The organism is Microbacterium koreense (genome assembly GCF_042677105.1).
Classification (GTDB): domain Bacteria; phylum Actinomycetota; class Actinomycetes; order Actinomycetales; family Microbacteriaceae; genus Microbacterium; species Microbacterium koreense.
On record NZ_JBHTIM010000001.1, the window covers coordinates 322,364 to 336,086 of the forward strand.

Genomic DNA, 13,723 nt, shown 5'->3' on the forward strand with positions numbered 1-13,723 from the left:
CGCGGAGTCGGATCGGATGTCCGCGGTCACGGTCGTGGGCGCGTCAATCGGCGCGGAGCGTCAACGATCCCGCTGACACGGTCGCCGAGACCGTACTGTCGGCGCCGGGCGTCGATCCGATGCGGTTGTCGAAGTCGCCCGCCGACACATCGGAGCTCACGTCGTACTCGCCATCGGGAATGCTGATCGTCAGCGTTCCCGCGCTCACCGAGAGTCGCAGATCGTCGGGGCTGTTGCCGCGCAGATCGGCGACGAGGTCGCCCGCGCTGACTCCGAACTCGCCCCGTTCCACGTCCCGGAGTTCGACATCGGCGCCGCCGGCGTTGACCTGCACCGTCGCGTCGGTGGCGGTTCCACGCACATCGGCCTGGCCGGCATTGACGTCCAGATCGAGTGTGCCGAAATCACCGTCGACCCGGAGGTCCCCGGCCGAGAGGGTCAGGGCGGCGTCCGCACCCTGGAGATCGTCCGGGAGCACCAGCACGGCATCCCCGGGTCCGCTGAACAGCCACCCGAAACCGCCCCACCACTGGGGCGACGCGACCCGCAGCGTGTCACCGACGCGCTCGAAGGTCCAGTCGTCGGCACCGCGCGCGGAGCGGGCCTCGAGTTCCGCTTCGGCGACATCGGAGAATTCCACGCGCAACGAACCGGCTGCCAGATCGATGTCGAGGGTGTCGACGCCTGCCACGGCGACCGAGGCATTCGACGTGCGCGACTCGACCGAGACCAGCGACGCGACGAACGTCCAGGTGAGGACCCCGACGATCACGAGTCCGCCGAACACGATCGCCAGGATCGCGATCACACGGGAGGCCGCACTCGGACCGTTCGTCGGGTCCGTCGGGGTCGGAGGCGTCATCTGCGGCGGGGCGGGAGGGGTGATGGTCATGACAGATCTCCTGACGGTCGGCCGCCGTACTCGAGGTGCACGAGCGCTGCGAGCACGCGACGGTTGCCGTGTTCGTCCTGCTCGAGGTCGAGCTTCTGGAACACCGCGGTGATGTGTTTCTCGACGCTTCCCTCACTGATGAAGAGCGTCTGTGCGATCGCCTGGTTCGACTTGCCTTCGGCGATGAGGGCGAGCACGGTGCGCTCGCGTTCGGTGAGGCGCAGCATCCGTTCATCACGCGCGCGGCGCCCCAGCAGCTGCGCCACCACCTCGGGATCGAAGACCGTCGCGCCGGCGGCTATCGCTTCGACGGTCTCCACGAAGTCGGAGACGTCGGCCACGCGGTCCTTGAGCAGATACCCGAGGGCGCCACCGCGACCGGTGATGAGATCTGACGCATAACGCTCCTCAACGTACTGCGAGAGCACCATCACAGCGAGATCGGGGCGCGCCGCCCGCAATTGCAACGCCGCGCGGATGCCTTCGTCGGTGTGGGTCGGCGGGAGGCGCACGTCGAGGATGCACAGGTCGGGCGCGACCTCGTCGACGGTCGCGTCGAGTTCCTGCGCGTCGGGGAGGGCTGCGACCACCGTGTGACCGGCGTCTTCGAGAAGCCGCGCGATGCCCTCACGCAGGAGCGCGGAGTCTTCGCAGATCAGGATGCGCATGGGATGCTCACCTCCACGGAGGTCGGTCCGCCGACGGGACTGTCGAGGCGGAAGGTTCCCCCGACCCCCAGAACGCGATTGGAGAGTCCGTCCAACCCGCCACCGGGCAGTACGCGTGCTCCCCCGACACCGTTGTCTTCGACGCGGGCCCACAGCAGGTCACCGTCATGCTGGCGCACGACCACACGGCACTCGGTCGCCCGAGCGTGCTTGGCGGCGTTGGTGAGCGCCTCGGCGATGACGAAGTAGGCGGCGGTCTCGGCGGCCTGCGTGCATCGACGTGTCACGCGTACGTCGAGCGACACCGGCACCGGCGAGCGCGAAGCCAAGGCCGAGAGCGCGGCGTCCAAGCCGCGATCGTCGAGGACGGAGGTGTGGATGCCGCGGGCCAACTGTCGCAGTTCGGTGATCGCCGCTTTGGTCGACGTGTGCGCCTCGGAGATGAGCTGCTTCGCCGCGGCGGGGTCGTCGTCGATCTTCTGCTGGGCCATGCCGAGGGTCATCCCGACCGAGACGAGCCGCGGCTGGACCCCGTCGTGGAGGTCACGCTCGATCCGGGTGCGCTCGACGTCGGCAGCGCGGACAGCGCCGACGCGCTGGGCGTTGGAGCGGCGTGCCTGCTCGGTCAACAGCGCCGCCTGAGAGGGCACGAGAATCGCGCGGGCGAGGACGCCGTGGAGGATGGCGACACCGATCAGGAGCGCAGCGCCCACGACGACGGCGAGGAGTCCGCCGCCGAACGCCCACCCGAGCGGCAGGGTGATGCCGAGTGGGAAGATCCGGAACGTCTCGTCGGCACGCACGAGAGGCGCGATCGTCGCGGCCAGACCGGCCCCGATGATCGTCACGAGCGCGAGGGCCATGACCCCGAGGATCGTCGACACCGCAGCGCTGGCGACGCCGCGCCACATCGTCGGATCGATCGCCTGCAAACCGATCGTGCGCATGACACCGCCGAACCCCGGCCGGCCGCTGGTGCGCACGCGGCGCGGGGGCAGGCCGAACCCGTAGAGCCCGTCGACACGTGCCGCTTCGAGCCAGCCGAGGCCGAACAGGACATAGACCAGCCCGACGAGGAAGAGCACCCCGATGAGCAGCACGGGCACAAGGCTCAGGCTCGTCCCCAACAGCGAGAACAGCACGGAGAAGACCACCGGCCCGATCACGCCGATCGCCGCGAGCTGCGGGATCGCTCCGAGGACGACCCGCGGGCGGACCACACTCACGCGACGCGGCACTGCGAGATCCGCGTCTTCGGCCTGGACGGGTGTTGATGTCATGCCTCAACGGTAGGCCGCGGCGCGTCGTCGCACCCGGGTGTGTTCCGGACGATCCTCTTCGGGTTATCCCCCGTCCGACGCGCGAACGGGCGAGGCTGCGTCAGCGACCGCTGACGGTGCCGAACAGGCGGGCGATCGGCGCCAACACGAGCGGACGTGCGGCCACGAGCGACCCGATGATCAGCACGAGCGAGCCCACGAAGATCCAGAAGCCCGCCCAGTTGTCGGCGTACGCGTTCGGATCGACCGACCCCTGTGCGGCGTACATGTGGTTGAGGTTTCGCAACGCTCCCGTGGCGAACACCAGAGCGACGTGCGCGATGATGAACAGCACGAAGTAGAGCATCGTCGGGAAGTGCACCTTGCGGGCCCACTCGACCGGGTAGATCCGGTTGAGTGTCTTGGCGTTCTTGGGCCAGACCCCCGACATCCGCACACCGGTGATGATCGCCAACGGTGCCGCGATGAAGACGGTCGTGAAGTATGCCAACTGCTGGAGCGAGTTGTAATTGACCCAACCGTTCTCGGTCGGCCAGTCGAGCGAGATGTACTGCAGGACCGCCGACAGGGCGTTCGGGAAGACCTCCCACGACGTGGGCACAATGCGCATCCACTGCCCCGAGACGAACAAGAGCACGATGAAGATCGCGCCGTTGACCACCCACAGGATGTCGAGCGACTGGTGGAACCACAGCCACACGCTGATCTTGCCCTTGGGATTGCGGCGCGGCGCCCAGAAGGCGGTGGGACGTTTCTCGGTGCGCACCATGAGCCCCGAGCGGATGATCAGCACGATCAGGAAGACGTTGAAGAAGTGCTGCCACCCGAGCCACGCGGGGAATCCCACCGGCGCACTCTCGGGCAGGTGGTACTCGCCGGGATACGTCGCGAGGAAGTCCTGCATCGGTTCGAGCGACAACAGCCACCGCACCGCGAAGACGGCCATGGCTACGGCATAGAGGAGCCCGATACCGCCGATGACGACGATGCCCGCCCAGTGTCCGCGCGTGAACGGCCCGATACGTTTCGGTTCGACCGGCTCGGGGCGCGGCGCGCGCGCTGCCGCCCCGGGCCAGACGGTGCGGGTGAACGGCAACGGCTGCGACAGATCGTGACCGGATGCCGCGACCTGCGCGGTGGGAACGTCGTCGACCACCGTCTCGGTGACCGCTGCCTCTTCGGTGGTCCCATCGACCGGCTCCGCGACGACCTCGTCGGTGACGACCGTGGCGATCGCGGTGTAGTCGGCGGGGGGCCAGGGCTCGCCCCCGGCGACGCGGGGAAGGCCCCGACGCACGGTGGCAGCCTCGCCCGTGACCGTTCGGGTCGTGGCCGGCGCCGCCGCGGCGGGCGTCGGCGCGGTCTCGGCGGCCGGGGTCTCCTGCGAGGGTGCCGACACGGTTGTGGCGGTCTCGGAAGCAGCAGCGACGCTGGATGCGGTAGCGGTGGCTGTGGCGGATGCCGGCGGCCAGGGCTCCCCGCCCTTCACGCGCGGCAGCCCCCGCCGGACGGCGCGTCCTGCGGCCGAAGCGGCAGGCGCCTCTGCCGGGGCGTGCGCAGCGCTTGCCGCCGGTGTGGCCGCCGCAGCGGTGACCGTCTCACCCGGAGCAGCGGCCTCGGCAGCGGGAGTGGCGGTCGCCGGCGCAGTCGGTGCGGCCTCGTCAGCAGGCGGTGCTGCGGATGCGGCGCCTACCGGCGCCTCGCCCGCGGGAGGCCACGGCTCCGCACCGGGACGCCGCGGCAACCCGCGGCGAAGCGTCGACCCGTACGTCGCCATCCTGGTTAAGCCTTCTTCGCCTCGAGTGCCGAGATCAGCTGCGGCACGACCGTGAACAGGTCGCCCACGACGCCGAAGTCGGCGATCTCGAAGATCGGGGCGTCCGCATCCTTGTTGATTGCGACGATCGTCTTCGCCGTCTGCATGCCGGCCTTGTGCTGGATCGCGCCCGAGATCCCGAGGGCGACGTACAACTGCGGCGAGACCGAGACGCCGGTCTGACCGACCTGGTACGAGTAGGGCACGTATCCGGCGTCGACAGCGGCGCGCGAAGCGCCGATCGCCGCGCCGAGGGCGTCGGCGAGCTGCTCGACGAGCTCGAACTTCTCTTCCGAACCAAGCCCGCGTCCTCCCGAGACGACCTTCGCCGCGCCGCGCAACTCGGGGCGAGACGAGGTCGCGACGGCTTCTTCGAGGGTTCCGTAGTTCGCGACCTTGCGACCCGATGCCTCGACCGTGAGGGTCTCGACCTGGGGCGACGCGACGGCGTCGGCCCGCGCATCCACGGCGCCCTGACGCACCGTGATGACCGGCGCTCCGAAGGTCGCCGCCGATTGCACGTTGTACGAGCCCCCGTAGACCGAGTGGTGGGCGACGACGCCCTCGTCATCCCGCGCGACGCCGACGGCGTCGACGGCGAGGGCCGAGCGCGAACGAACGGCATACCGGCCGGCCGTTTCACGTCCCTCGATCGAGTGCGACACGAGGATCGCGTCGGGCTTCACGAGGTCAGCGGCGGCGGCCAGCGCATCCGTGCTGTCGCCGGATGCCACGAGTACCGACGACGCACCGAGCTCAGCGGCGGCGGAGGCGAGCTTCTCGTCGCCGACGACGAGCGCCACGGGCGTCCCGACCTCGGAGGCGGCTCCGAGGAGCGCGGCGGACGATTTCGCGAGCTCGCCCGAAGGAGTCGTGTCGAGCAGGACGAGGATCGAATCAGGAGCGAACGACATGACAGCCACCCTTACGCGAGCCGGTTCTGGATGAGGAACTCGGCGAGCTTCTCGCCCGCGTCGCCCTCGTCGACGATCTTGGTACCCGCCTCACGCGGGGGCTTCTCGGAGAGGCCGATCATGATGCCGCGAGCAGCATCGGCGGGCAGCGCTTCGACGCCGAGGTCGGCGAGGGAGAGCGTCTCGAACGGCTTCTTCTTCGCGGCCATGATGCCCTTGAAGTTCGGGAACCGCGCATCGGGGAGCGCCTCGGTGATCGAGATGACGGCGGGGAGGGCCGCGTCGACCTCGACCGTTCCGGCATCCGTCGCGCGCACGCCCTTGACGCCGTCTTCGGAGATCTCGACCGAGGCGAGGTTGAGCGCGGCCGGCACGTCGAGCTTCTCGGCGATCATCGCCCCGATGACCCCGCCGGAGCCATCGGTGGACAGGTTGCCGGTGATCGCGAGGTCGTATCCGATGTGCGCCAGTGCAGCGGCGAGGACTTCGGCGGTGAGACCCAGGTCAGCACCCGCCAAGTCGTCGTCGATCACCTGCACGGCAGATCCAGCGCCCATCGCGAGGCCCTTGCGCACCGTGGCCTGCGAGGACTCGGGCGCCATCGACAGCACGACGACTTCGGTACCCGCGTTCTTGTCCGCGTAGGACAGCGCCACCTCGAGCGAACGCTCGCCGATTTCGTCGAGCACCGCCTCCGAGGCTCCGCGATCGGCCAAACCGGTTTCGAGGTCAAGCTTGCGGTCCCCATAGGTGTCAGGGACTTCCTTGACCAGGACGACGATCTTCATCGAACACTCCTCACGACCCTTGCGATCTTACCGTCGTGGAATCGGTGCCCCGACTCGGGTGGGCATTTCCACAATTGACAGTCCTGCAACGGTTCTCTTGTGCACATTCCACGACAAACGACACCCGCCACTACCGTGGACGCCAGGGAAGGAGCGCCATGGTCAAGCGCGGTCCGCTTCCGGTCGATCCCATCGCGGAAGCCAAACGACAGTGGGTGGCACACGGCTGGACCGATGCCGCCGCCGGAATGTCGGCGGTTACGAGCATCATCCGTGCACAACAGCTCATGCTGGCCCGCATCGATGCGGCGCTGAAGCCGTTCGGCCTGTCCTTCGCCCGGTATGAGATGTTGCGTCTGCTCGCGTTCACGCGCCAGGGAAGGATGCCCATGGCCAGTGCGATCGCCCGCCTACAGGTACACCCGACGAGCGTCACGAACACCGTCGATCGGCTCACGCGCGCAGGGCTGGTCGAACGCGAGCCGCACCCCGAGGACGGCCGCGCGGCGATGCTCGTCCTCCTGCCCGCCGGGCGCGAGCTCGTCGAACGAGCCACGGCGGCGCTCAACACGTCGGTGTTCGAGAGCCCCGGCCTCAGCGACGAAGACACGGCGGACCTGGTGTCGATCATCGCCCGCCTTCGCAAAGCCTCCGGGGACTTCACCGACCCCCGCCCGGTACCGGATCCGCTCTGACGAGCGAGTCCGGTCCGGCCGGTGCGATCGTCAGCGCCCGCGGAAGTCCGGCGTGCGCTTCTCGCGGAAGGCCGCCATCCCTTCCTTCTGGTCCTCGGTGTCGAACAGCGACGTGAAGACGTGCTTCTCGAGCCGCAGACCCTCGGCGAGCGGTGTCTCGAGGGCGGCGTCGAGCACGGCTTTCGCGCCGTACAGCGCCGGCAACGATTTGCCGGCGATCGTGTCGGCGAGCGCTCCAGCCTCGTCGAGAAGGTCCGCCGCGGGAACGACGCGCGACGCGAGTCCCGACCGCTCGGCTTCGGCGGCATCCATCATGCGCCCCGACAGGATGAGGTCGGCGGCCTTGTAGTAACCCACCGCGCGCAGCAGTCGCTGCGAACCACCCATGCCGGGGATGACACCCAGATTGATCTCGGGCTGTCCGAACTTCGCCGAGTCGGCAGCGAGGATTATGTCGCACATCATCGCCAGCTCGCATCCGCCGCCGAGCGCGTACCCGGCGACCGCGGCGATCACCGGCGTCCGCACCGCGGCGAAGTCACTCCAGTCGCCGAAATGATCGTCCATGATCATGTCGAGCCCCGACTTCGCCTCCATCTCCTTGATGTCGGCGCCGGCGGCGAACGCCCGATCCGAGCCTGTGAGGACGATCGCACCGATCTCGCGGTCGTCATCGAACGCGGAGGAGGCGGCGACGACATCGCGGCACACCTGCGTGTTGAGCGCGTTGAGCGCTTCGGGACGGTTGAGGGTGATCCATCCGACCCGGCCACGGGTTTCGACCAGGATCGTTTCGTACTCGGTCATACGGCTCCTTCGACGGTTTCCCGGACCGCCACCTCAGCGCTCGGATGCGCGGATCTCGGTGATGATCCCAGAGAAATCCTGCCGTGCTCCGTCTCCCTGCGCGAACCGGTGGTAGATCTCGCGGGCGAGCAGCCCCATGCGCGCGTCCACACCCGTCAGGTCGATGGCCTGTTCGGCGAGCCCGAGATCTTTGTCCATGAGCGCGCCCGCGAACCCCGGCTGATAGTCGCGGTTGGCGGGGCTCGTCGGCACGGGCCCGGGGACGGGACAGTTCGTGGTGAGCGCCCAGCACTGCCCCGACGCATTCGAGGCGACGTCGAAGAGCGCGTCATGCGAGAGCCCGAGCCGCTCACCGAGCACGAAGGCTTCGGCGACGGCGATCTGCGAGACGGCGAGGATCATGTTGTTGCAGACCTTGGCGGCTTGACCGAGCCCGGCACCGCCGCAGTGAACCACGCGTCGCCCCATCGCCTCGAACAGCGGCGCACCGGCGGCGAAGTCTGCCTCCGAACCGCCGACCATGAAGGCGAGCGTGCCCGCCTCGGCACCGACGACTCCCCCCGAGACGGGTGCGTCGAGGCTACGGTGGCCCGCGCCCTCCGCGGCGCGGTGCGCCTCGCGCGCTTCGTCGACGGCGATGGTCGAGCAGTCGATGAACAGCGTGTCGGCGGCTGCCGCATCGAGCAGCTCGCCGGTGTAGGCGCCGATCACCTGGGCACCGGACTGGAACATCGAGATGACGACCGCGGCACCCGTCACCGCCGCCACGGCCGACTCGGCGACGGCGAGCCCGGCATCCCGCGCAGCGTCATTCGCTGCGGGGAAGACGTCGAACCCGACCACGTCGTAACCCGCCGCGGCGAGGTTCTTCGCCATCGGCAGCCCCATGTGGCCGAGGCCCAGGAAAGCGACCCGGGCGCTCATTGCTGTGCCGCCAACAGCCCGCGCCCGATGACCACCCGCATGATCTCGTTGGTGCCCTCGAGGATCTGATGCACCCGCAGATCGCGGACCACTTTCTCGATGCCGTAATCCTGCAAGTAGCCGTAGCCGCCGTGCAGCTGCAGCGCACGGTTGGCGACGTCGAACCCGGCGTCGGTGGCGTAGCGTTTCGCCATCGCGCACCGCATCGCGGCATCCGGATCCTTCGCGTCGACGGCGGCTGCGGCATCCCTCACGAGGGCGCGCGCCGCGCGTAGCTCGGTGGCCATGTCGGCGAGGGTGAACATGACGCTCTGCTTGTCGGCGAGCGGTTCACCGAACGTGAAACGCTCCTGCACGTACTGCACCGCACGGTCCAGCGCCCACTGCGCACCGCCGAGCGAGCAGGCGGCGATGTTGATACGGCCGCCGTTGAGCGCCGACATCGCGATCTTGAACCCCTGTCCTTCGTGACCGAGGAGGGCGGATGCGGGAACCCGCACCTCGTCGAGGATCACCTGCCGGGTCGGCTGCGCCTTCCACCCCATCTTCTTCTCGTTCGCGCCGAAGGAGAGCCCGGGGGTGCCGTCCGGGACGAGGAAGGCGCTGATGCCCCGTGCCCCCGGCTCGCCGGTGCGGGCCATGACGATGTAGACGGATGCTTCGCCGGCCCCCGAGATGAACTGCTTCACCCCGGTGAGGACGTACTCGTCGCCGTCGCGGATCGCGCTCGTCGCGATGGCCGCGGCATCCGATCCGGCACCGGGTTCGGTCAAGCAGTAGCCGCCGAGCTTGTCCATCGACGCAAGGTCGGCAAGCCACTCATGCCGCTGGGTGTCGTCGCCGTAGGTGTCGATCATCCAGGCGACCATGTTGTGGATCGTGATGTAGGCGGCGATCGTCGGGTCACCCTTGGCGAGCTCCTCGAAGATCGCGACCGCGTCGGATCGGCTGAGCCCGGTTCCGCCGACATCTTCGCGGACGTAGACGCCGCCGAGCCCGAGCTCACCCGCACGGGAGACGACGTCGCGCGGAAAGTGCGATGCCTCGTCCCATTCGGCGGCGTGGGGGGCGAGCTCGGTCTGCGCGAACTCGCGCACCGCGCCGAGGATCGCGTCGCGTTCGTCGTCTGACAAGGCGTCTGGCACGAGAGTGGGGGTCGACATCGGTGTCTCCTTCGTCACAACCGATCGACCTCGTGGGACGGATCGGCGCTGATCGTGATGCCGGTCTGGCACGCAGCTCAGTTTACATGGACGTCCTACTATTTTCACGGCCGACCGACAAACTCCACGCACACGACGAAGGGCCCGGGAGATCGCTCTCTCCCGGGCCCTCCTGTCACACGTCAGTTGAGCGTGAAGGTGTACGTCTCGGTGTTTCCAGCCACGTCGAAAACGACCAGCGTGTTCTCACCCTGCGCAGCGCCGAACGTGCCCGGCTTGATGAAGTTCACATCCGACCAGGTGTTGTCGGTGAGGTTCTTCACCTTTCCATTCAGCTCGACCTTGTCGATCTTCTGGGCGTCGAACAGCTTGAACGAGATGAGGTCGTACGATTCACCGGTCTGCACGGTGTACCGCTCACCGCTCTTGATCGTCGCTTTCGGGGCCGTCGCGTCGATGGTGAATGCGAACGTACGGGTCTGCGCGACGTTGCCTGCAAGATCCTGCGCGTTGTACTTCACGATGTAGTCACCGCTCGGCAACGTGACCGACGCCGTGTGGGTCGCCGAGGTCGCACCGTCCGCACGGGTCTGAGTCGACTTCACGAGAACGCCGTCCTGATAGATGTTCGCGACGACCCGGTTGAGGCCTCGGTCATCGGTGGCGTCGACCTGGATGTCGAGCTTCGGTGCCGGACCCTCCGTCGTCGGTGCCACCAGCGTCGTCTGAGGCTTGACCGTGTCGGGCGTCAGGTCTGCGATCTCGAAGATCGTCGTCGTCCCCGACACCTCGTTGCCGACCGCGAGCAGCGGCGCGCCGTTCGGCGACTGTGCCGCCGGAATGAACGCGACGCCCTCGGGGCCGAGATCTCCCGCCTGCGACAGAGTGGCGCGGTGTTCGGCGTTCTCGGGCTCGTAGTCATCGATCGCGTCCTCCATCGAAACCGAGAAGTCCCGGTTGTTGACGTAGGTGACGAACGCGGATGCCGCGGGCTCGGTGATGTCGAACACGGCGATTCCGCCGACGCGCTCGAAGCCGACGAAGGCGTAGGTCCGGTCGCCGACCTGGCCGACGGCGAGGTTTTCGGGCTCGGGTCCCTTGTCTTCGCTGCGCCCCTCGAGGTTCGACTCGGAGTGGTTCGAGTTGAAGAAGTCGGGAGCGGCCGCGTGGGTGATCTGCTCGAATGCCTCACCCGAGTCGAACACCTGCTCGCCCGTCGTCGTCCAGATCGAGAAGGACCGCGAGCCGAACGCGTAGAGCTCTTCGTAGCAACCGAGTGCCTCGTTGAAGCCCTCTTCGATCGACACGCTGAGGCGGCCGAGGTCTTCGTCCTCAAGGTAGTCAGCGGCTGCACTGTCGGCGCACACCTCACCGTATCCGTCGTCCTCAAGGTCCTTCACACGGGCGGGCTCGACGTAATCGCCCCACTCCCGCGCGTCGCCCTCATTGGCGGTGACGAGATAGGTCGCGCCGTCCGCCTCGTACGACGCGATCCCGTCCGGCATGTACATGCCCGAGAGTCCCTCATACGTGCGGATGTCGAACTCGGGAGCGTCGCGAGGGTCCCGGTCGCTCGGGTCGATCCCGAAGCCCTCAAGCGAGTGGTCCTTGAATCCGAGCGGCCAGATGTCGGTGACGGTCGCCGAAACGAGGTCGACGACGGCGACGGCGTTGGCCTCCTGCAGCGCCGCGTACGCCGTGTTGCCATCGACGGCGATGTACTCGGGCTCGAGGTTGCGCGACACCCGCAGATCGTCGCCGTGGGGCTGCGGACCGAAAACCCGCACGTCGGGGTGGAGGGTCTTCGTGCCGCCCGCCTCGAACGCGTGGAAGTCGGCCGTGCGCACCGCATCCTGCGAGGGGGCCGCCTTGTCCTCGGGCAGAGTCACAACGCCGACGGAACCTTCGGGGTCGACCGCGAAGTCGTCGTCGGGCTCGCCCTCGTTGGCGACGACAGCGTAGGCGCCGTCGTGCGAGATGACGACGTTGTCGGGCAGCGCCCCGACGGTGACCGATCCGAGAAGGGCGGGGGCCGCGGCATCCGCGTCGAAGAACACGAGCGAACCGGGCTCGGTCTTGGTGGGGTTCTCGAACGCGACGACACCGAGCCCGTCCTCACGGATCGCGAGGGAGTTCGCGGTGCCGGTCGCCTCGAGCTCGAACAGCTTCACGGGGTTCGCGGGATCGGCGATGTCCAGCACGTCGACGACGCCGGCGAGCGCGTTGACGACGTAGAGGCGGTCGCCGTGAACCTGGACGATCTCCGCAGCGGACTCGTCGAAGACGCCGGTCTCGTACGTGCCGATGGGCGACAGGCCGAGCGGCGCATCTTCGGCGGAGTGGACGATCGGCTCGTCGACGATGCCCGCCTGCGCGGCGGGGGCCGCGAGGAACGGGACGGCGAGAGCCGTGGCAGCGGTGAGCGCCAGCGCTGCAGCGCGACGGCGACGGGGGATTCGGGGGGTCATGCTCATCCTCGGGTCGATGGGAATGGACCCCGACATCGAAGTGGAGCAGGTTGTCTCGCGGGTGAACGGTAGGTGGCGCAGTCGGATCAGCGCACGGTGCGCTGGTCAGGCGAGGCGGCTCAGAGGCGCTCGATGATCGTCGCGTTCGCCAAGCCGCCACCCTCGCACATGGTCTGAAGCCCGTAGCGACCGCCGGTCGCCTCGAGCGCCGCGACCAGCGTGCCGAGAAGCCGGGTGCCCGAGGCTCCCACCGCGTGACCGAGGGCGATCGCACCGCCCCACGGATTGAGACGTGCCGGATCGGCGTCGAGGTCCTGCAGCCACGCGAGCGGCACCGACGAGAACGCCTCGTTCACTTCGTAGAGGTCCAGGTCGGCAATCGTCAGGCCCGACCGCTCCAGCACCCGGCGCGTTGCGGGTATCGGACCGGTGAGCATCAGCAACGGGTCATCACCCACGACCGAGAACGAGTGAAAGCGCGCCCGTGGCGTCAATCCGAGTTGCTCCGCCCGGTCGGCGCTCATGATGAGTGCGGCGGATGCGGCATCCGTCAGCGGTGACGAATTTCCGGGCGTCACCCGCCACTCCACCTCGGGGAACCGTGCGGCCAGCTCGTCGGTGCGAAACGCGGGGCCGAGACCGGCGAGCCCTTCGGCCGTCGTCGCAGGGCGAATCGTCTCGTCACGGTCGGCCAGCCCCGTCGGAGTCTGAACGGGAATCATCTGCGAGGAGAAGGAGCCGTCCGCCGCCGCGGCAGCCGCGCGCCGGTGCGATTCGGCCGCGAACGCATCGAGCGCATCCCTGCTCAATCCCCACCTCTGGGCGATCAGTTCCGCCGACACACCTTGATTCACCAGGCCCTCGGGGTAACGCGCGGTGATGCCTGCCGCGACCGAACCGCCGCGCGCGCTCGAGCCGAGGGGGACCCGGCTCATCGACTCGACGCCCGCGGCGATCACGATGTCGTAGGCGCCCGCCATCACACCCTGCGCCGCGAAGTGCGCCGCCTGCTGGCTCGACCCGCACTGCCGGTCGATGGTCGTCGCCGGAACCGACTCATCGAACCCGGCCGCCAGCACCGCCTGGCGCCCGACGTTCATCGCCTGGTCGCCGACCTGGCTGACACATCCCATCAAGACGTCGTCGATCTGTCGCGACTCCAACCCGTTGCGCTCGAGGAGACGCGTCAGCACCGTGGCAGCGAGATCGACGGGATGCACCTCCGACAACGTGCCACCGGGCTTGCCGCGGCCCGACGGCGTACGCACGACATCGACGATCACCGCATCCGTCCGACCCATGTGTTCG

12 protein-coding genes are annotated in these 13,723 nt (G+C 68.4%); 1 reads left to right on the forward strand and 11 read right to left on the reverse strand.

Annotated features, from left to right (window positions below):
- Window positions 1–43 precede the first annotated feature (43 nt).
- The 6 genes from ACFQZV_RS01360 to ACFQZV_RS01385 all read right to left on the reverse strand — a co-directional run bounded on the left by ACFQZV_RS01360 (window position 44) and on the right by ACFQZV_RS01385 (window position 6,358).
- Window positions 44–892 (reverse strand): Hsp20/alpha crystallin family protein, encoded by an 849-nt coding sequence (locus tag ACFQZV_RS01360; protein WP_378751511.1) that lies wholly within the window; start codon window positions 890–892, stop codon window positions 44–46.
- A complete protein-coding gene (locus ACFQZV_RS01365; protein WP_378751513.1) occupies window positions 889–1,560 on the reverse strand; it encodes a LuxR C-terminal-related transcriptional regulator in 672 nt (223 codons plus the stop codon). The genes ACFQZV_RS01360 and ACFQZV_RS01365 overlap by 4 nt, the downstream gene beginning before the upstream one ends.
- Window positions 1,548–2,840 (reverse strand): sensor histidine kinase, encoded by a 1,293-nt coding sequence (locus tag ACFQZV_RS01370; protein ID WP_378751515.1) that lies wholly within the window; start codon window positions 2,838–2,840, stop codon window positions 1,548–1,550. Before ACFQZV_RS01370 ends, ACFQZV_RS01365 begins: the two co-directional genes overlap by 13 nt.
- A 100-nt stretch (window positions 2,841–2,940) precedes the next feature.
- Window positions 2,941–4,617 (reverse strand): cytochrome b/b6 domain-containing protein, encoded by a 1,677-nt coding sequence (locus ACFQZV_RS01375; RefSeq protein ID WP_378783233.1) that lies wholly within the window; start codon window positions 4,615–4,617, stop codon window positions 2,941–2,943.
- A gap of 5 nt (window positions 4,618–4,622) precedes the next feature.
- Window positions 4,623–5,570 carry an electron transfer flavoprotein subunit alpha/FixB family protein gene (locus ACFQZV_RS01380; protein ID WP_378751530.1) on the reverse strand — a complete coding sequence of 316 codons (948 nt, stop codon included), beginning with the start codon at window positions 5,568–5,570 and terminating at the stop codon, window positions 4,623–4,625.
- Window positions 5,571–5,581: 11 nt separating this feature from the next.
- On the reverse strand, window positions 5,582–6,358 hold the full coding sequence (locus tag ACFQZV_RS01385; RefSeq protein WP_378751531.1) for an electron transfer flavoprotein subunit beta/FixA family protein: 777 nt from the start codon (window positions 6,356–6,358) through the stop codon (window positions 5,582–5,584).
- A 158-nt stretch (window positions 6,359–6,516) separates the two neighbouring features.
- Here ACFQZV_RS01385 and ACFQZV_RS01390 point away from each other — a divergent pair, with 158 nt between their 5' ends.
- Window positions 6,517–7,053, forward strand: a complete 537-nt coding sequence (locus ACFQZV_RS01390) for a MarR family winged helix-turn-helix transcriptional regulator (protein ID WP_378751533.1) — start codon at window positions 6,517–6,519, stop codon at window positions 7,051–7,053.
- A gap of 30 nt (window positions 7,054–7,083) precedes the next feature.
- Here the strand turns inward: ACFQZV_RS01390 and ACFQZV_RS01395 are convergent, their stop codons facing one another.
- The 5 genes from ACFQZV_RS01395 to ACFQZV_RS01415 form a co-directional block, all read right to left on the reverse strand.
- Window positions 7,084–7,860 carry an enoyl-CoA hydratase-related protein gene (locus ACFQZV_RS01395; RefSeq protein WP_378751535.1) on the reverse strand — a complete coding sequence of 259 codons (777 nt, stop codon included), beginning with the start codon at window positions 7,858–7,860 and terminating at the stop codon, window positions 7,084–7,086.
- Window positions 7,861–7,893: 33 nt separating this feature from the next.
- Entirely contained in the window at window positions 7,894–8,784 is an 891-nt protein-coding gene (gene mmsB, locus ACFQZV_RS01400) for a 3-hydroxyisobutyrate dehydrogenase (RefSeq protein ID WP_378751537.1), read from the reverse strand.
- Window positions 8,781–9,947, reverse strand: coding sequence for an acyl-CoA dehydrogenase family protein (locus ACFQZV_RS01405; protein WP_378751539.1), 1,167 nt, complete (start codon window positions 9,945–9,947; stop codon window positions 8,781–8,783). Before ACFQZV_RS01405 ends, mmsB begins: the two co-directional genes overlap by 4 nt.
- 182 nt (window positions 9,948–10,129) lie before the next feature.
- Window positions 10,130–12,415, reverse strand: a complete 2,286-nt coding sequence (locus tag ACFQZV_RS01410) for a choice-of-anchor I family protein (protein ID WP_378751541.1) — start codon at window positions 12,413–12,415, stop codon at window positions 10,130–10,132.
- A gap of 119 nt (window positions 12,416–12,534) precedes the next feature.
- The gene (locus ACFQZV_RS01415; RefSeq protein WP_378751543.1) at window positions 12,535–13,716 is read right to left on the reverse strand and encodes a thiolase family protein; all 1,182 of its coding nucleotides are present in this window, start codon (window positions 13,714–13,716) and stop codon (window positions 12,535–12,537) included.
- Window positions 13,717–13,723: the final 7 nt, after the last annotated feature.